The organism is Nocardia sp. CDC160 (genome assembly GCF_035818795.1).
Taxonomy (GTDB): Bacteria; Actinomycetota; Actinomycetes; order Mycobacteriales; family Mycobacteriaceae; genus Nocardia.
Genome location: NZ_JAYKYT010000007.1, coordinates 35,552 through 56,876, shown reverse-complemented (window position 1 = coordinate 56,876; position 21,325 = coordinate 35,552). Strand labels below are relative to the sequence as shown.

The 21,325-nt window shown below is 71.1% G+C and carries 2 protein-coding genes (1 of these 2 only partly in view); both read left to right on the top strand.

Translation table 11 applies throughout. From position 1 onward, the window contains the following. The first annotated feature begins 412 nt into the window (after nucleotides 1-412). Nucleotides 413-18,289 (top strand): non-ribosomal peptide synthase/polyketide synthase, encoded by a 17,877-nt coding sequence (locus VMT40_RS33040; protein WP_326363281.1) that lies wholly within the window; start codon nucleotides 413-415, stop codon nucleotides 18,287-18,289. Next, on the top strand, nucleotides 18,289-21,325 hold the 5' portion of the coding sequence (locus tag VMT40_RS33035; RefSeq protein ID WP_326363279.1) for a non-ribosomal peptide synthase/polyketide synthase. The gene runs 15,809 nt beyond the window's last position; 3,037 of the gene's 18,846 nt are visible here — the first part of the coding sequence; the start codon lies at nucleotides 18,289-18,291; its stop codon lies off the right edge, out of view. Before VMT40_RS33040 ends, VMT40_RS33035 begins: the two co-directional genes overlap by 1 nt.

Sequence of the window (21,325 nt, the reverse complement as noted above, 5' to 3'; positions counted from 1 at the left end):
GTGGTCGTACCCACATTCATCGCGATCTTCGCGTCGGCCTCTCGCCCAACTAGACGCTCGTCCAACTTTTTTTCAGGAAAAAGTTCCTTTTTATTGTGTAAACGCCTAGTGTCCACATGCATGAACGGCATCCGTGTGATGCAGGTGACAGTTGGAGGAGATCGGCAGCAGGACACCAGTGGATGCGATGACCCGGAGGCACTCGCATCCCGGCCGACGAGCCAGTAGGCCCGGCCGCTTCGAGCACTAGTTGAATCACGCGCGGTTTCCCGCGCATTCGTCGAATCACCCAGGGCGGTGCGATCTTTCGCGGCCTGGTGCGCCCTCGTCCAGCGAGCGGATTCCAGGTCTATTTCGCAATGCCCGAAACAGTTGGTCGACACAGCAATTCGCCATGACAAGGGAGGCTCTGGTGCAGGGTACGGACTCGAGTGGTCTGCGACCGAAGGACGTTCCGCCGTCGGAGATCTCAGCGCCGTTTCCCCTCGGACCCGCACAGCTCGGCGTCTGGTACGCGCAGCTGCTCAATCCGGATGTTCCCCTGACCATGGCCCAATACGTCGATATCGAAGGCGATTTCGACGTCGACCTGCTGCTGCGGGTCTCTGATGACGGCGTGCCGCTTTGGCGCACCTCCCAGCTGCGCTTCGTCGAGATCGACGGCCAGCCGTTCCAGTACATCGACCCGACCGCGGGCCACAACACGACGCTGATGGATCTGCGCTCGGCCGCGGATCCCGTTGCCGCCGCGCACGAATGGATGCGCACCCAGATCGTGCAGCCGGTGAACGTGCTCACCGACGTCGACATGCTCTTCGCGCCCACCCTCATTCGCGTCGCCGAGCGGCGCTGGTTCTGGTTCGTGGTCGGCCACCACATCGTGGGCGACGGCTATGCCGCCATGAACACCATGCAGTGGTCGGCGCGGCGCTACACCGCGCTGCAACGCGGCCTGGAACCGGAGGCGGTCAAGGTCGGCACGCTGCGGGAGCTGGTCGAATCCGAACTGGCCTATCGCGAGAGCAGCCGATTCCAGGCCGATCGCGCGCACTGGGCCGAGCGCACGGCCGGGCTGGATGGGCCCACCACCCTCAAGGGCCGCACCGCCCCGCCCCGGGCGGGCAACATGCACTACGACGCGGCCCTGCCCGAGCAGTTGCAGCGGCGGATCGAAGAGGTTGGCGCGCGGCAGGATTCGGGTCTGGCCGGGGTCATCGTGGCGGCCTTCGCGGCGTATCTGGCCCGGCTCACCGGCAAGGACGAGGCGGTGCTGAGCCTGCCGGTCACCGCGCGCACCACCGCGGTCATGCGGCGCTCGACGGGCATGCTGTCGAATATCGTTCCGCTGCGCATCGCCGTCGGCGCGGACACCACCTGGGGTGAGCTGCTCAAGTCGGCGCGGGTGGAGATCTCGGGCGCGCTGCGGCATCAGCGCTACCGGCACGAGGACATTCACCGCGACGCCGAGCAGCAGGGCAGCCCGGCCGCGCGCGGCCTGTTCGGCCCGATGGTCAACATCATGCTGTTCCATCCGCAGCTCGAGTTCGGCGATATCAAGGCGCGCCTGCACCTGCTGTCCTCGAGCCCGGTCGAGGACATGAGCCTCAATCTCATCTACGGCGAGAACGACCGGATCCACCTGGACCTCGAGGTCAATCCGAACCTCTACTCCAGCGCCGAGACCATCCGGCATCACCGGCGTTTCGTGAATTTCCTGGAGCGGCTGGTCGGCCTGGACGCGGCCGCGCCGGTCGCGGGCGTGGACGTCTGCACCGACCTGGAACGCGATGTGGTGCTGCGGCTGTGGAACGACACCGCGCATCCGGTGGACGCCGCGGCGACGCTGGTGTCGCTGTTCGACGCGCAGGCGGCCCGCACGCCGTCGGCCCCGGCCGTGCGCTTTGCCGGTGAACCCGCGCGCGATCTCACCTATGGCGCGTTCGCCGAACGGGTGAATCGCCTTGCCCGCCATCTGATCTCGCTGGGCGTCGGCCCGGAATCGCTGGTCGCGCTGCACCTGCGCCGGTCGCCGGAACTGGCGGTCGCGATGTACGCCGTGCAGGCCGCGGGTGCGGCCTACCTGCCGCTGGATCCGGATCATCCGGCCGAGCGCATCGCCCACATTCTGAAGACGGCCTCGCCCGCAGTGCTGCTGACCACCTCGGCCGACAGCCCCGAAACCTCGGTCACCACACTCGATTTGGACGAGCTGGCCGGTGCCGCGCTGGCCGGATACTCGGCCGCGCCGGTGACCGATGCCGAGCGAGTGGCTCCGCTGCGCCCCTCGAACACGGCCTACGTCATCTTCACCTCGGGCTCCACCGGTCGCCCCAAGGGCGTGGCCGTGACCCATGCCGCGATCGTGAACCGCCTGGAGTGGATGCAGCGCACCTACCGGCTCACGGACGCCGATGTGGTGCTGCAGAAGACGCCCGCCACCTTCGACGTGTCGGTGTGGGAGTTCTTCTGGCCGTTGCAGATCGGCGCGACGCTGGTGCTGGCCCAGCCCGACGGCCACCGCGATCCCGCCTACCTGCGCGCCATCATCGCCGAATACGGCGTCACCACGGCGCATTTCGTGCCGTCCATGCTGGACGCCTTCGTGTCCGAACTGGAACCCGCCGAAATCGCTGGGGCCGAACTCGATTCGCTGCGCCGGGTCTTCGCATCGGGTGAGGCGCTGCCCGGTCCGACCGCGCAGCGGCTGCGCGCGCTGACCGGCGCGTCGCTCCACAATCTCTACGGACCCACCGAAGCTGCGGTCGATGTCACCTTCCACGAGGTGACCGCCGCGGACACCGTTGCCGTGCCCATCGGAGCACCGGTGTTCAACACCCGGCTGTACGTGCTCGACGCACGCCTGCGGCCGGTTCCCGTGGGCACCCCGGGTGAGCTGTATCTGTCGGGGGTACAGCTCGCCCGGGGCTACGTGGCGCGTCCCGGTCTGACGGCCGAGCGCTTCGTGGCCGACCCCTTCGGCGCGCCCGGTGACGCCATGTACCGCACCGGCGACCTGGTCAGCTGGACCGACAATGGTGAGCTGGAGTACCTGGGCCGCACCGATTTCCAGGTGAAGGTGCGCGGCCTGCGCATCGAGCTCGGCGAGATCGAGACGGTGCTGGCGGGCGTGGACGGCGTGTCCCGCGCGGTGGTGATCGTGCGCGATGAGCAGCTGGTGGCGTACGTGGTAGCGCCCGCGGATTTCGATACGACCAAGCTGAAGGCCGCGGCGGCGCGGGCGCTGCCGGGCTACATGGTGCCGAGCGCGTACATGGTGCTCGAGGCCCTGCCGGTCAATGCCTCCGGCAAATTGGATCGGTCCGCGCTGCCCGAGCCGGTGCGCGCGGCGGCCCGCTACGAGGCTCCGGCCACCGTGACCGAACGCGCCGTGGCCCGGGTGTTCGCCGAGGTGTTGGACGCGCCCGAGGTCGGCCGCACCGACGACTTCTTCGCCCTGGGCGGCAACAGCCTGATCGCCACCCAGGTGGCCGCGCGCCTGAACGCCGAGCTCGGCTCGCGGCTGTCCGTGCGCGAAATGTTCAGCGCCACCAGCGTGTCCGAGCTGGCCACCGTGATCGACGCCCAGTTCCTGGACGCCGACGCGGTCGCGGGCGATGGGGTCGCGTTGGTGCGCCGCGAGCGCCCCGAGCCACTGCCCCTGTCCCCGGCGCAGCAGCGCATCTGGTTCCTGAACCGTTTCGACACCGCCAGCGCGAGCTACAACATGCCGTTCGTGGTGCGGCTGCGCGGTGAGGCCGACGAGTCGGCCATGCGGACGGCGCTGGCCGACGTGTTGGACCGGCACGAGGTGCTGCGCACCGTATTCCCGTCGACCACCACCGGTTTCGCCCATCAGCGGGTGCTGGCCGTGGCCGACGCGATCGACCCCGTGGCACGGGAGACGGTCGACGCCGACGACCTGGACGAGCGCCTGCGCGCCTTCGCCGCCCGCGGTTTCGATCTCGAGCACGAGATCCCGTTCCGTGCACGCCTGTTCACCGTGACCGGTGCTGTCGCCTCGGATTGCGGACTGGGCGGTCCCGTTTCGGTGGACACGGCCGATCTGGACGTTCCCGAATACGCCATCGCCATCGTGCTGCACCACATTGCCGCCGACGGTCTCTCACTGCCGATCCTGGCCCGCGACCTCATCACGGCCTACCTCGCGCGTTCCGAAGGCCGGGCCCCCGGCTGGCAGCCCTTGGCGGTCCAGTACGCGGATTACACGCTGTGGCAGCGTGATCGCCTCGGCACCGCCGAGGACGCGGACTCGCTGCTCTCCCGCCAGCTGGACTTCTGGCGCGAGACCCTGGCGGGCGCGCCCGATTTGCTGGAACTCCCGACCGACCGCCCGCGCCCCGCCATCGCCACCGGCCGGGGCGCGAAGGTGGCCGTCGAGCTGCCCGCCGACCTGCACTCCCGGCTCGCGGAAACCGCTCGTGCCGAGGGTGTTACGACCTTCATGCTGCTGCACGCCGCCCTGGCGGTGCTGCTGTCGCGCCTGTCCGGTGTGTCCGACATTGTCATCGGCACGCCGGTCGGCGGCCGCGGCGCGCGCGAACTCGACGATCTGATCGGCATGTTCGTCAATACGCTGCCGCTGCGCACCGAGATCGATCCGGCCGTGAGCTTCGCCGAGTTCGCCCGCCGGGTCCGCGAGACCGACCTGGCCGCGTTCGCGCACGCGGACGTCCCGTTCGAGCAGCTCGTGGAGGTCCTGAATCCGCCCCGCTCGCAGGCGCGGCACCCGCTGTTCCAGGTGGCATTGTCCTTTACGGCCACCGGAGACATCAGCCTCGAACTGCCCGGATTGCTTGCCACGACAGGTACGCTGGATACCGGAGTGACCAAATTCGACCTCTCGGTCGCGGTCACCGAAAGCTTCGCCGGTGCCGGTCCCGGGGAAGGTCCGGCACCGGCGGGGATCCACGCGGAGTTCGAATTCGCGGTGGATCTCTTCGATTCCGCCACCGTCGAGGTACTCGCGCGCCGTTTCGTGCGCCTGCTCGAGGCCATTACCGTCGATACCTCCGTCGCCGTGGACGCGCTGCCGCTGCTGTCCGAGGACGAATACGCCGATCTGACAACCCGTTCCGGTTGCGCGGTGGAGTCGATCCGACTGCTGCCGGAGATCATGGCGACCGCCGTGGCCACCGCGCCGGATCATCTCGCCCTGGTCGAGGGCGATATCGCGCTCACCTACAACGAACTGGACGCCACGTCGAATCGCCTGGCGCGCATGCTGATCGCGCGCGGCCTGGGACCCGAGGACATGGTGGCGGTGAGCCTGCCGCGATCCATCGAGTACCTGGTGGCCGTGTGGGCCATCGCCAAGACCGGCGCGGCCTGGGTGCCCGTCGATCCGGCCTTCCCGGCCGACCGCATCGCCTACATCGTGCGGGACGCGGGCGCGGTGCTCGGCCTGTCCCTGGGCGCGGTGCGGGAGTCGCTGCCGGACACGCTGCCCTGGCTGCTCGTCGACGACGCCGGATTCACCGATCGGTACGCCGCTTTCGCGGCCGACCCGATCACCGACGCGGACCGGGTGCGCCCGCTGCGCCGACAGAATGTCGTCTACTCCATCTACACCTCCGGCTCGACCGGTCTGCCCAAGGGCGTGGTGGTCACCCATTCGGGACTGGCCGGTCTGGCCGAGGCGCAGTACGAGCGTTTCTCCGGCTGCGCCGACGCGCGCGTCCTGCACGTCACCAGCTCCTCGTTCGACGTCTCGATCGGCGAGCTGCTGCTGGCCCTGCGCTCGGCCGCCACCCTGGTGGTCGCGCCCACGGGCGCGCATATCGGCGCGGAACTGGCCGAAGTCATTCGCACGCAGCGGGTTACCCACGTCTTCATGACCCCGTCCGGCGCGAGCACCATCGACCCGGCGCAGGTGCCGACCCTGGCGCACGTCGCGGTGGGCGGCGAGGCGTTCGCCACCGAGCTGGTGCGGCGCTGGACCGCGGCCGGGCGCGAGTTCATCAATGCCTACGGGCCCACCGAGGCCACCGTGGTCGTCAATATCACCGGTCCCATGTCCCCGGATCGGCCGGTCACCATCGGCCGACTGGTGCCGGGCGCGCGGGAGTGGATTCTCGATCGGCGCCTGCGGCCGGTGCCGGTCGGCGCGATCGGCGAACTGTACGTGGCGGGCAATCCGGTCACCCGCGGCTATCGGGACCGCCCGGCCCTGACCGCGGCCCGATTCGTGGCCTGCCCCTGGTCGCCGGGTGAGCGCATGTACCGCACCGGCGACCTGGTGCGCTGGACCGCCGACGGCGATGTGGAATACCTGGGCCGCAACGACACTCAGGTCAAGCTGCGCGGTTTCCGCATCGAACTCGGCGAGATCGAGGCGGCGCTGGCGGCCCTGCCGCAGGTGCGCACCGCCGTGGTGACCCTGCACCGCGATGCCGCGCGCGGCGACCAGCTGGTGGCCTACCTGGTGCCGAGCGCCGGGGACATCGACGTGGCGCAGGTCCGCTCGGCGCTGTCGGGACGGCTGGCGGCGTACATGATTCCGGCCGCCTTCACGGTGCTCGACGCCCTGCCGATGACCGTCAACGGCAAGCTCGACTACCGCGCGCTGCCCGCGCCGGTCTTTGCCGCCCGCGAATTCCGGGCTCCCGCAACGCCGGTCGAGGTGCTGGTGGCGGAGGTCTTCGCCGAGGTGCTGGGCCTGGCCCCGGCCGCCGAGGTGGTGCCCGCCGGTGCCGTCGTTCGCGACCTGCCCGCCGGAACCGGTGTCGGCGCGGACGACGACTTCTTCGAGCTGGGCGGCAATTCGCTCATCGCCACCCAGGTGGTGGCCCGCCTGGGCGCGGCCCTGGACACCCAGGTGCCGGTGCGCCTGCTGTTCGAGGCGTCCAGCGTCGCCGAATTGGCGGCCCGCCTGGCCGAATTGGCCGGATCGGGTCGCCGCACCCCGCTGGTGGCGGGGGAGCGGCCCGAGGTGGTGCCGCTGTCCTACGCCCAGCAGCGCATGTGGTTCCTGAACCGCTTCGACAACAGCTCCATTGCCGACAATCTGGTCGCCGCCCTGCGTTTGGACGGCCCGCTGGACGTGGACGCGCTGGCGGCCGCGGTCACCGACGTGGTGGCGCGGCACGAGACGCTGCGCACCGTGTACCCGGCCGTGGACGGCGTGGGCCGCCAGGTGGTGCTGCCGGTCGAGAAGTCCGGTGTCGCACTGGTTTCCGAACCGGTCGAAGCCGATCGGCTGCGAGCTCGGATCTTCGAGCTGGCGGTACTGCCGTTCGCCGTGGACGAGTCCGTGCCCGCGCGGCTGACCCTGCTCACGGTCGCACCCGAGACCCACGTGCTGGTGCTGGCGGTGCATCACATCGCCGCCGACGGCTGGTCCATCGCACCGCTGACCCGGGATCTCATGCTGGCCTACGCCGCCCGACGCGCCGGTGTGGCACCCGCGTGGACGCCGCTGCCGGTGCAGTACGCCGACTACACGCTGTGGCAGCGCGAGCTGCTGGGCGCGGAGGACGATCCGGAGTCGGTGCTGGCCGAGCAGATTCGCTTCTGGCGCGCCGAATTGTCCGGGCAGCCGGAGACTTTGGAGCTGCCGGGTGATCGCCCGCGTCCGGCCGTGGCGACCCGCCGGGGCGCGCAGTTCCGGTTCGCGGTCTCCGCGGCGCGGTACGGGCGACTGCGCGAACTCGCCGAGCGTGACCACGCCACCGTCTTCATGGCGCTGCACGCGGCCTTCGCCACCCTGCTCGCGAAACTGTCGGGCACCGAGGACATTTCGATCGGCTCGGTGGTCGCGGGCCGCGGTGAGCGGGCCCTCGACGAGCTGGTCGGCATGTTCGTCAACACCCTGGTGCTGCGCACCGAGGTGGCACCGCACCGGTCCTTCCGGGAGCTCCTGGCGCGGGTGCGCGAGACCGATCTGCGGGCCTTCGCGCACTCCGACGTGCCGTTCGAGCGCCTGGTCGAGGTGCTCAGCCCCATGCGCTCGCAGGCCCGGCACCCGCTGTTCCAGGTGGCCCTGGACCTGCAGAACACCGCGCACACCGGCCTGGAACTGGAGGGGCTGAGCGCGTCGCGGATCGATCTGGATCCCGGCATCGCCAAGTTCGATCTGCAGCTGTCGCTGACCGAGGACGCGGCCGCGGGCGGGCTGGACGCGGTATTCACCTACGCCACAGACCTTTTCGACGAATCCACCATCGCGACCTTCGCGCGGCGACTGGACCGGGTGCTCGACGCCGTCACCGCCGACCCCGAGCGCCCGGTCGGCGATATCGACCTGCTCACCGACGATGAGCGCGAGCGCGTGCTGCGCACCTGGAACGCGACCGCGGTCGATCTGGACGTACCCGTCAAGACGCTCGTCGCGCTGTTCGACGCCCGCGCCCTGGCCTGCCCGGACGCGCCCGCCGTCGAATTCGAGGGCACGACTCTGTCCTACGGCGAGTTCGCCGACCGGGTGAATCAGCTGGCCCGCAAGCTCGTCGAGTCCGGTGTCGGTCCGGAAGCCCGTGTCGCACTGGCGATTCGACGCTCTACCGAACTACTCGTGGGCATGTACGCGATCCTGGCCGCCGGTGGCGCGTACGTGCCGGTCGATCCGGATCAGCCGGAACTGCGTACCGATTACGTCCTCGACGCGGCCGAGCCGGTCCTCGTCCTCACCACCGAGCGCGATGGATTCACCACCGCCCGCGACATTCCGGTGCTGGCCATCGACACGCTCGACCTGGACGGCTATGCCGCTGCCGCGCTGACCGACGCGGATCGCCGTGCGCCGCTGCGGGACTCGAACACCTGCTACGTCCTCTTCACGTCCGGTTCGACCGGCCGCCCCAAGGGCGTGGCGCTCTCGCATGCCGCGGTGGTGAACCGTCTGGTGTGGGGGCAGGCCCGATTCGGTCTGACCGCCGCCGATGTGGTGTTGCAGAAGACCCCGGTCACCTTCGACGTGTCGGTGTGGGAGTTGTTCTGGCCCTTGCAGATCGGCGCGCGGCTGGTGATCGCCGCGCCGGACGGGCATCGCGACCCGAAGTACCTGGCGGAGCTGATCGTTCGAGCCGGGGTGACGCACGCCCACTTCGTGCCGTCCATGCTGGCGATCTTCGTGACCGAACCCGCCGCGGCGCGGTGCACCGGACTGCGGCAGGTGTTCTGTTCCGGTGAGGCGCTGCCGGTCGGCGCGGCCACTCGGCTGCGCGAGCTGACCGGGGCGCGCCTGCACAATATGTACGGCCCCACCGAGACCGCCGTGGAGGTCACCCACCACGAGGTCCTCGACACCGACACCGCGTTCGTACCCATGGGCCGCCCGGTCTGGAACACCCGGGCCTACGTGCTCGATGCGCGCCTGAACCCGGTCGCGCCGGGCGTCGCGGGTGAGCTGTACCTGGCGGGCGATCAGCTGGCGCGCTGCTACCTGGGCCGTCCCGACCTGTCGGCGGATCGCTTCGTGGCCAACCCGTTCGGGACGTCGGAGCGCATGTACCGCACCGGCGACCTGGTCATCTGGGGTCCCGATGGCGAGCTGACCTACCTGGGGCGCACCGATTTCCAGGTCAAGCTGCGCGGTCAGCGCATCGAACTCGGTGAGATCGAGGCGGCGCTGCTGGCGCAGCCGGGCGTCAATCAGGCCGTGGTGCTGGTGCGTTCGGATCCGCACGCGGGCGATCAGCTGGCGGCCTACCTGCAGCGCGACCCCGACGCCGTGATCGACCCGGACGCGATCAAGGTCGCACTGGGTGGTGCGCTGCCGGGCTATATGGTTCCGGCGGCCTTCGTGGTGCTCGACGCCTTCCCCGTCACCGCGTCGGGCAAGCTCGACCGGGCCGCTCTGCCGACCCCGGTGTTCGAGACCGCCGTCTACCGCGCGCCCGAGACCGTGGCCGAGGAGGTCGTGGCGGGCGTGTTCGCCGATCTGCTCGGTGTCGACCGAGTGGGCGCGAACGACGATTTCTTCTCTCTCGGCGGCAGCTCGTTGCTGGCCGCCCGCGCGGTGGCCCGGATCGGCGGCGCACTGGATGCCGAGCTGTCGGTGCGCGAATTGTTCGATGCGCCAACGGTTGCCGCGCTCGCCGCGCTGGCCCAGGCCCGCTCGGGCAGCACCGCGCACATGTCCCTGACCGCCCACCCGCGCCCGGATCGGGTGCCGCTGTCGGCGGCCCAGCAGCGTATCTGGTTCCTCAACCGCTTCCACGCCGACGGCCCCGGCCGCGCGGCGGACAATATCCCGTTGGTCCTGCGGGTGACCGGCGTGCTGGACGAATCCGTGCTGAACGCCGCGCTGCGAGATGTGGTGTGGCGGCACGAAACCCTGCGCACCGTCTACCCCGACGGTCCCGAAGGACCCGAGCAGCGGGTGCTGCCGACCGTCGAGGCCACGCTGCGCGCCGAGCGGCTCGCGGCGGACGAGATTCCCGGCCGGGTGGCCGAGCTGATCGGGCACGGGTTCGACCTGACCGGCGAAACACCCTTGCGTGCCGCGCTTTTCAGCGCCTCCGACACCGACCACGTGCTGGTCCTGGTGGTGCACCACATCAGCGCCGACGGCTTCTCGCTGGGCCCGTTGGCCACCGACGTCATGCTCGCCTACCAGGCCCGCCGCGCGGGCACGGCCCCCACCTGGACGCCGCTGCCGGTGCAGTACGCCGACTACACGCTGTGGGAGGCGCGGCGCCGCGGCGACGACACCGATCCGACCACCCTCGGTTACCGGCAGCTGGAGTTCTGGCGGCAGCGCCTGGCCGGACTGCCCGAACAGCTCGAGCTGCCCACGGACCGTCCCCGCCCGGCGGTCGCCTCGCTGCGCGGCGGCGTGCACCGCATGCGCGTCGACGCCGACTTGCACAGTCAGCTCGGCGAATTGGCGCGCAAGCACGACACCACCCTGTTCACCACCGTGCACGCCGCGCTGGCGGTGCTGCTGGCCCGGGTGTCGGGCGGCACCGATATCGCCATCGGCACGCCGGTCGCGGGCCGGGGTGAACAGGCGCTCGACGGCCTGGTCGGCATGTTCGTCAATACGCTGGTGCTGCGCAGCGAGATCGATCCGCGCGCCGGTTTCGACACCGTGCTGCGCACCGTGCGCGCCGACGACATCGCCGCGCTCTCGCACGCGGACGTGCCGTTCGAGCGCCTGGTCGAGGTGCTGTCCCCGGCCCGTTCGCAGGCCCGGCACCCGCTGTTCCAGGTGGCCCTGGCCTTCCACAACTACGAACTGCCCACGGTGGAGCTGCCGGAGCTGGCGGTGCGACCGGAGACCCTCGACGCCGGGGTGGCCAAGTTCGATCTCCAGTTCACCGTGCTCGAGAACCGGGCCGCCGACGGCCACGCGGGTGGCCTGGACATCGAGATCACCTACGCCGTCGACCTTTTCGACGCCGAGACCGTCGCGACCCTGGCGGATCGTTTCGACCGCGTGCTCTCGGCGGTGGCCGCCGACGCGACCGTGGTGGTCGGCGACATCGCGCTGCTCAGCACCGAGGAGCGGGCCCGGGTCCTGCACGAGTGGTCCGGGACCGGCCCCGACATCGCCGAATTCACCACGCTCGCCGACCGATTCGCCGCCGCGGCCGCGCTGGACCCGGCCGCACCCGCCGTCCGGGCCGGTGACGTGACGCTCAGCTACGCCGAACTCGACGCCCGCTCCAACCGTCTGGCCCGCTGTCTCATCGCGGCCGGTGTCGGGCCGGAAGCCCTGGTGGCCGTGGCCCTTCCGCGCGATGAGGACTTGGTCGTCGCCCTGCTGGCCGTGGTGAAGGCGGGCGGCGGCTACCTGCCCATCGACCCCAACTACCCGGCCGACCGCATCGAATACACGGTGGACGACGCCCGCCCGGTGTGCGCGATCAGCAGCGGTGCGGCGGGCCTGCCGCACGGCTGGTTCGGCGGACCGGTCATCGACCTCGACACCATCGGCCTGGACGGCTACGACGCCACCCCGGTCACCGATCGCGACCGCCGCGCACCGCTGCGCCCGGCCGACACCGCCTACGTCATCTACACCTCCGGCTCCACCGGCCGCCCCAAGGGCGTGGTGATCCCGCACCGCAATGTGATCCGCCTGTTCGACAATGCCCAGGGGCACTTCGGTTTCGGGCCCGCCGACGTGTGGACCCTGTTCCACTCCTACGCCTTCGACTTCTCGGTGTGGGAGCTGTGGGGCGCGCTGCTGTACGGCGGCACCGTGGTGGTGGTCGACTACTTCACCTCGCGGTCGCCGCAACAGTTCCGGGAGCTGCTCGCCAGCGCGGGCGTGACCGTGCTCAACCAGACGCCGTCGGCGTTCTATCAACTCATTGCCGCCGACGCCGAGGCCGACACCGAGCTGGCGCTGCGCTACGTGATCTTCGGCGGCGAAGCCCTGGAGCCGCAACGGCTCTCGGGCTGGTTCGACCGCCACCCGCGCACGCCCGCCCTGATCAATATGTACGGCATCACCGAGACCACGGTGCACGTCTCCTACCGCCCGATCACCGCGGACACCGGTGCCGCCAGCGTGATCGGCGGTGCGCTGCCGGGCCTGACCGTGCGCGTGCTGGATTCGCGACTGCTCCCGGTCCCGGTGGGCGTGCCCGGCGAAATCTACGTCTCCGGTGGGCAATTGGCGCGCGGCTACCTCGATCGCGCGGCGCTCACCGCCGGACGCTTCGTGGCCGACCCGTACGGCGCACCCGGTGAATCCGCCTACCGCACCGGCGATCTGGCGCGCTGGACCGCCGACGGCGACCTGGAATACCTGGGCCGCATCGATCAGCAGGTGAACCTGCGCGGCTTCCGCGTCGAGCTGGGCGAGATCGAGGCCGTGCTGCTGCGCGACCCGGACGTGCGCGAGGCGGCGGTCATCGTGCGCCACGACGCCGCCGTGGACGAGGCCCGGATCATCGGCTACGTGGTCCCGCGGGCCGACGCGGCGCTCTCGGTCACCGAGCTGCGCGCGGCGGCGGCCCGGCAGCTGCCCGAGCACATGGTTCCGGCCGCGCTCGTCGTGATCGACCGAATCCCGTTGACCGTCAATGGCAAACTCGATCGCGCGGCCCTGCCCGCGCCGGTCTTCGAGGGCACCGAGTACCGGCAGCCCGCCACCGTGGCCGAAGAGCTCATCGCCAACGTCTACGCCGAACTGCTCGGCCGCGAGCGGGTCGGCGCGGACGACGACTTCTTCGCCCTGGGCGGCAGCTCGCTGGTCGCGGCCAAGGCCGCGGCCCGCCTCGGCGAGGTCTTCGGGACGACCGTCGGCGTGCGCGCGCTCTTCGAGGCCCCGACCGTCGCCGCGCTGGCCGCGCGAATCGCGGAGGGCACCGGGGAGGCGCGGCGGCCCGTGCTGGTCGCGGGCGAGCGCCCGGACCGGCTGCCGCTGTCCCCGGCCCAGCAGCGCATGTGGTTCATCAACCGCTTCGACCGCGCCTCCACCGCCTACAACGTGCCGATCGCGCTGCGACTGTCGGGCGAGCTGAACGATGCGGCCCTGTCGGCCGCCTTCGCCGATGTGGTGACCCGGCACGAGACCCTGCGCACCGTCTACCCGGAGACCCCGGAGGGCGCGGCGCAGGTGATCCTGCCCGCGGCCCAGGCCTTCTCGGGACTCACCATCGCCTCGGTCACCGAGGCCGAGGTGCCGGAGCGGGTCCGCGAGATCCTCACCACCACCTTCGACGTCACCGCCGAAGTCCCGCTGCGGGTGGAACTCCTGCGCGTGGTGGACGCCGCTGGCAATGCCACCGGCGATCATGTGCTCGCCGGTGTGCTGCACCATATTTCGGCCGACGGCTCCTCGGTGGTCCCGCTGGTCCGCGACCTCATGCTGGCCTACCACGCGCGCCTGTCGGGAGCCGCGCCCGCGTGGCAGCCGCTGAGCGTGCAGTACGCCGACTACGCGCTGTGGCAGCACGCCCTGCTCGGTTCGGAGGACGACGCCGACTCGGTCGCCGCCACCCAGCTCGACTACTGGCGCACCACCCTGGCCGGACTGCCCGACCAGCTCGACCTGCCCACCGACCATCCGCGTCCGGCCCGACAGAGCCTGCACGGCAACTACATTCGGCTCGCCCTCGACGCCGACCTGCACACCCGGCTCACCGAGCTGGGCCGCGCGCACGGCGCGACCCTGTTCATGGTCGTGCACGCCGCCTTCACCGCGCTGCTGGCCCGACTGTCGGGCACCGACGACATCGCAGTCGGCACCCCGATCGCGGGCCGCGGCGACCGCGCCCTCGACGACGTGATCGGCATGTTCGTCAACACCCTGGTCTTGCGCACCAGGACCGATGCCGCCGAATCCTTCTCGGCCCTGCTGGCGCGAGTGCGCGCCAACGACATCGCGGCCTTCTCGAATGCCGACGTGCCATTCGAGCGGCTGGTGGAGGTCCTCAACCCGGCGCGCTCGACCGCCCGCCACCCGCTCATGCAGGTGGGCCTGTCCTTCCAGAACGTGGAGCGCGCCGAACTGGCCCTGCCCGGCCTGACCGTGGCCGAGATCGAATTCGACACCCACGTGGCGCAATTCGATCTGCACCTGTTCGCGGTCGATCACTACACCGACTCGGGCGCGCCCGCCGGGCTGGACCTCACCCTGGGCTACGCCACCGACCTGTTCACCGATGCCACGGCTCAGCGGGTACTCGCCGCGCTGGCGCGGGTGATGGAAACCGTTGCCGCGCAGCCGAACCTGGCCATCGGCGATATCGATCTGCTGGGCGCGGGCCTGCGACAGCGGCTGCTGCACGACTGGAACGCCACCGCCCGCCAGCTCGCCCCGGCCACCCTGGCCGATCTGGTCGACACCCAGGTGGCGCTCGCACCCGACGCGGTCGCGGTGCTCGACGGCGAAATCACGCTCGGCTACGCCGAATTCGATGCCCGGGTCAACCGCCTGGCCCGCGCCCTCATCGGGTACGGGGTCGGACCCGAGACCGGTGTGGTGCTGGCCATGCGCCGCGGCATCGACCTCGTGGTGGCCATGTACGCGGTGGTCAAGGCGGGCGGCGCGTACGTGCCGATCGACCCGGACCATCCGGCCGACCGAATCGCCTACATTGTCGAAACCGCCTCTCCGGCGGTGGTTCTCACCACGGCTGCCGACGGTGTGCTGTTCACCGCGCGGGTACCTGTGCTCGAGGTGGACCGACTCGACCTCGGCGGCCTGCCCACCGGTCCGGTCACCGACCGCGAGCGGGTGCGCCCGCTGCGCGAGCAGCACCCGGCCTACGTCATCTTCACCTCCGGTTCGACCGGCCTGCCCAAGGGCGTGGCCGTACCGCACGCGGCCATCGTCAATCAGTTGTACTGGCTGCAGGCCACCTTCGACCTGGGTGCGACGGATCGCGCGCTGCTCAAGACCCCCGCCACCTTCGACCTGTCGGTGTGGGAATTCTGGTCCGCACTCACCACCGGCGGCAGCCTGCTGGTGTCGGCCCCGGGCGACGAGCGCGATCCGGATCGCCTGCGCGCCCTGATCGAGACCCACGGCGTCACGGTCCTGCATCCGGTGCCGTCCCTGCTGGGCATGCTGCTGGCGGGCGGCCCACTGCCCGCGTCGGTGCGCACGGTGCTGGCCATCGGTGAGGCGCTGCCCGCCGCCACCGCCGCCGAGTTCCTCGACAAGCAGGCCGAGAACGCCGATGCGGCACGGCTTTTCAACCTCTACGGCCCGACCGAGGCGGCGGTCTCCATCACCGCGTTCGAGGTGCGCGAACACCACCGCCACGCGGTGCCGATCGGCTCGCCCGCCTGGAACAGCCGCGTCTACGTGCTCGACGCCCGCCTCCAGCCGGTGCCGATCGGTGTACCCGGCGAGCTGTACCTGTCCGGTGCGCAGTTGGCCCGCGGCTACCACGGGCGTCCGGCGCTGACCGCGGACCGGTTCGTGGCGGATCCCATCGCGGGCGGCCGCATGTATCGCACCGGCGATATCGTCCGGTGGCGCGCCGACGGCGCGCTCGAGTACGTGGAACGCGCCGACTTCCAGGTCAAGATCGGCGGCTTCCGTATCGAGCTCGGCGAGGTGGAGACGGCCCTGCGCCGCCAGCCCGGCGTGCAGGCCGCGGTCGCGGTGGCCCGGGCCACCGCAGACGCGGGGGACCGGCTGGTCGCCTATGTCGCGGTCCCCGGCACCACCGAGGAGCGGCGCGCGGAGGTGTCGGCCGCGCTGCGCGCCGCACTGGCCGCGGAGCTGCCGAAGTACATGGTCCCGGCCGCGGTGATGGTGCTGGAAGCCCTGCCGCTCAACGCCAATGGCAAGGTCGATCGGGCGCGCCTGCCCGAACCGGTCTTCCCCGTGGCGGCCTACCGCGAACCGGTGACCCCGCTGGAGCGGGCCGTGGCCGCCGTCTTCGCCGAGATCGTCGGCGTGGACCCGGCGACCGTCGGCCTGGACGCCGACTTCTTCGCCCTGGGCGGCAATTCGCTCATGGCGACCCGGCTGGCCGCCCGGCTCGGCGCGGATCTCGGGGTGCGCGTACCGGTCTCGGCGCTGTTCGAGGCCCCGACCGCGGTCGGGCTGGCGGAGTGGATCGCCGCCGCCGACCCGACCGACGCCCGCCCCGCCCTGACCCGCCGCACCGAGCCGGGCCCGGCCCCGCTCTCACTGGCCCAGCAGCGCATGTGGGTGCTCAACCGCCTGCACCCGGAGTCGGGGGCCTACAACGTGCCCGCCGCCGTCCGGCTCACCGGCGAGCTGGACCTGGCCGCGCTCACCGCCGCCCTGCGAGATCTGCTGGAGCGCCACGAGATTCTGCGCACCCGCTACCCCGAGGTGGACGGCGAGCCCGTGCAGGTGGTGCTGGAACTCGGCGAACTCGACGGCGAGCTCACCCCGATCCCGGTGCCCGAGAGCGAACTCGGGGCACGCCTGCTCGCGGCCGCCACCGTCGGCTTCGACGTCACCGCCGCCCCGCCGGTGCGGGCGCACCTGTTCGCGCTGTCGCCGACCGAGCACGTGCTGCTCGTGGTGCTGCACCACATCAGCACCGACGGCTACTCGGCGCTGCCCATGACCCGGGATCTCATGCTGGCCTACACCGCCCGGCTGGCCGGTACCGCGCCCGCCTGGACGCCACTCGAGATCCAATACGGCGACTACGCCGCCTGGCAGCGCAGCGTCCTCGGCTCCGACACCGACCCGGAGAGCCTGCTGTCGCGGCAGCTGTCCTTCTGGGTGAACGAACTGTCCTCCGCACCCGAGCAATTGGCGCTGCCCACCGACCGGCCCCGGCCCGCACGGCGCGAAATGCTCGGCGACACCGTCGAATTCGCCGTCGAGACGGAACTGGTCGAGGGACTTTCGTCCCTGGCCACCGCACAGGGTGCCACCCTGTTCGCCGTCGTGCACGCCGCCTTCGCGGTGCTGCTGTCGAAACTGTCGGGCCAGCGCGACATCTCGATCGGCGTCCCCGTCGCCGGTCGCGGCGAGCGCGCGCTGGACGAGCTCATCGGCATGTTCGTCAATACCGTCGTGCTGCGCGCCGAGGTGGACGGCAAGCTCGCCTTCACCGACCTGCTGCGCCAGGTACGCGACCGGGATCTGGCCGCCTTCGACCATGGCGACGTGCCATTCGAGCGGGTGGCCGAGGCCGTGCTGGCCGCCACCGGACGGGCTCGCTCGGCCGCGATCAACCCGCTGTTCCAGGTGGCCCTCGCCTTCCAGAACATGGCGGCGGGCGCGGTCGAACTGCCGGGCCTGACGGTCGAAGCCGTCGAACCCGGACTGGTCGAGGCCAAGTTCGACCTACAGCTCACCGCCATCGAACAGCGTGACGCGACCGGCCACCTGACCGGTCTGGCCATGCGATTCGATTACGCCACCGACATTTTCGGTCCCGAGTCGGTGCGTCTGCTGGCCCAGCGGCTGCTGCTGGTGCTGCACGCCGTGGTCGCCGATCCGCAGGCCCCCGTGCGCGCCATAGACATTCGCACCGAGGCCGAGCGCACCCGCCGCCCCGGCACCGGTGCGGCCAGGACGGAATCCATTGCGCCGCAGCAGGCCGTCGTGCCGGGGCAGACCGTGCCCGCCACCGACCTGCCCACGCTGATCGCCGCCGCGGCGGCGGCCGACCCCGCGTCGGTCGCGCTCGTCCACGGCGACCACACCGTGACGTTCGGGGATCTCGCCGAGAAGATCGCCGTCACCGCCCGCGCCCTGGGCGCCGCCGCGAAGCCGGAGGCGCTGGTGAACGTGGCACTCGCCGGACTGGTGCCCGGCATTCTGGCCGCCCTCGGCGCGGCCGGACTCCACCAAACCCTGAGCACGCTCACCGCGGACGCGCAGGCGCTGGTCCTCCGCTCGGAAAGCACGTCGGAAGGAAGCCTCTGATGCACTACGCAGAGTCCATCACCACCAGCCGAACCGGCCGGGTCACGGCCCTGCGCCGCGCCTACGGCGTGGGCGACCTACCCTGCCTGATCGCCGTGGTCGCCGACCTGGAACCCGACCGCATCGCCCTACGCTACGGCGGGGACACCGTCGCCTACGGTGCCCTAGCCGCCGAGATCGCCATGCTCGGCGAGGCCATGGGCGGGGCGCTCGAACCCGAGGCGCTCATGCAGGTCGTGGTCTCGGGTCAGCTGCCGGGACTGCTGAACGAGGAGGGCGGGCTGACAGCCACCCTGGAGGCGCTCGTCGACGACGCCGTCCTGGCCGCCTCCGATGTGCTCGACCCCAAGCTGGCCCCGGTCGAGACCCTGAGCACCCTGTTCCGCGAGCAGGTGCAGCGCACCCCCGACGCGGTGGCCCTCGAATACGAGGGCGAAACCCTCACCTACGCCGAATTCGCCACCCGCGTCACGGTTCTCGCCCGCCACCTGCGCGGCCTGGGCGTCGGCCCGGACGTGCTGGTGGGCCTGGCGGTGCGCCGCTCCTTCGAACTGCTGGTCGGCATGTACGCCATTCTCGAGGCGGGCGGCGCCTACGTCCCCATCGACCCGGACCACCCCGCCGAGCGCATCTCCTACGTGCTCGAGGTGGCCCAGCCCGCGGTGGTGCTCACCACCACCGCCGACCAGCCCGGGTTCGAGGCGGCCTGCCCGGTGCTGCGCATCGACGAATTCGAGGCCACCGCAAAGGAACTCGGCGTCGCGGGCGAGCGGGTGCTGTCCCCGGCCGACGATCCGGAACTGGCCCAGCCCGGCCCGGACAATCTCGCCTACGTCATCTTCACCTCCGGCTCCACCGGCCGCCCCAAGGGCGTGGCCACCCCGCACCGCGCGGTCATCACCTTCCTGCGCTGGCAGCAGCGGCAATTCCGGCTCACCGAGCAGGACGCCACCCTGTTCAAGACCAGCACCACCTTCGACGCCTCGGTGTGGGAGATCTTCTGGCCGTTGCAGAACGGCGCGCGCGTGGTGCTCGCCACCCCGCAGGGCCACCTCGATCCCGCGTACCTGCTCCGCGTGATTCGCGAATCACAGGTCACCACCACCTTTTTCGTCACCCAGATGTTGTCGGCGCTCTTGGCGGAGGTGATGCGCGGCGGCGAGGACATGCCCGACTCCCTGCGCTATCTGCTGACCGGCGGCGAGACCGTGCCCGTGAGCATCGCCGCTGACTTCCGCAGCGTCAGCGGCGCCACCCTGTTCGACGTGTACGGCCCCACCGAGTCCACCGTGCTGGCCACCGCCCACGAGGTGACCGCCGCCGATATCGACTCCATTCCGATCGGCAGCCCGGGCGACGATGTCGACCTGCTGGTGCTCGACGAGGACCTGCGCCCGGTGCCGGTCGGCGTGGTCGGCGAACTGTACGTGGCCGGACCGCAATTGGCCCGCGGCTACCTGGGCCGCGCGGCACTGACCGCCGAACGCTTCGTGGCCAATCCCGAGGGCCCATCCGGCGATCGCATGTACCGCACCGGCGACCTGGTGCGCTGGGTGTCGACCGACGGCGGTCCGGACGAGCTGGAGTACGTGGGCCGCAGCGACTTCCAGGTCAAGATGCGCGGCCTGCGCATCGAGCTCGGCGAGGTGGAGTCGGCGCTGCGCCGCGAGAGCGCCGTCGCGCAGGCCGTGGTGCTCATGCACACCCGCCCGAACGGCGAGCAGGCCCTGGTCGGCTACGTGGTGCCCGCCGAGGGGCACGAGATCGACAGTGCCGCCGTGCTTTCCACGGTTCGCTCGCACGTGCCCGAGTACATGGTGCCGTCGCTGCTGGTGCCCATGGCCGAACTGCCGCTCAATGTGAACGGCAAGGTGGACCGCCAGGCGCTGCCCGAACCGGTGTTCGCCGACGCCACCGCCGCCTACCGCGCCCCCGCCACCCCCGCCGAGGAGGCGGTGGCGGCGATCTTCGCCGACCTGCTCGACCTGGCCGTGGTCGGCGCGGACGACGACTTCTTCGGCCTGGGCGGCAATTCCCTCATCGCCACCCGCGCCATCGCCCGCATTCGGGAGACCCTGGGCGTCAGCGTGGACGTACGTGACTTCTTCGAACGCCCGACCGTGTCCGCGCTGGCGGCCCTCGGCGAGGCCGGGGGCCCGGCCGCCCGGCCGCCGCTGACCGCCGGGCCGCGCCCGGACCACATTCCGCTCTCGCCCGCCCAGCAGCGCATGTGGTTCCTCAACCACTACGCGCGCAGCGAATACGACCCGGCCGCCGACGAATTCGATCCGTCGGCCGTGGACAATATGCCCTTCGCGCTGCGCCTGCGCGGCGAACTGGACGCCGACGCGCTGGCCGCCGCCTTCGCCGACGTGATCGAACGCCACGAGTCGCTGCGCACCTACTACCCGGCCACCGAGGCGGGCCCCGCCCAGGTGGTGCTGCCCGCCGCCGCGGTGGACCTGACCCCGCGCGAGGTGCCCGAGGACCAGCTGCGCGCGACCGTACTCGCCCTGGCCGCACAGGGATTCGACGTGACCGCCGAGGTGCCGCTGCGCGCCCGGCTGCTGCGGTCGGGTCCCGAGGACCACACCCTCGTGGTGGTGGCCCACCACATCGCCGCCGACGGCGCGTCCGTCGCACCGCTGGTGCGCGACCTGGTCATGGCGTACCTGGCCCGGCAGTCGGGGCAGCACCCGCAGTACGAACCGCTGGCCGTGCAGTACGCCGACTACACGCTGTGGCAGCGCGCCTGGATGGGAGACGAGTCCGATCCGGAATCGGTGTCCGCCCGCCAGATCGCCTTCTGGGCAGACGAACTCGCCGACCTTCCGGCGCAGCTGGATCTGCCCGCCGACCGCCCGCGCCCCGCGGCCTCCACCTTCCGGGGCGCGACCTTCGAGACGGTGCTGGACGCGCAGCTGCGGGCCGCCGTGGACCGGGTCGCGGCCGAGCACCGCGCCACCCCGTTCATGGTCCTGCACGCCGCGCTGGCCGCCGTGCTGGCCCGGCTATCGGGCACCGGCGACATCGCCA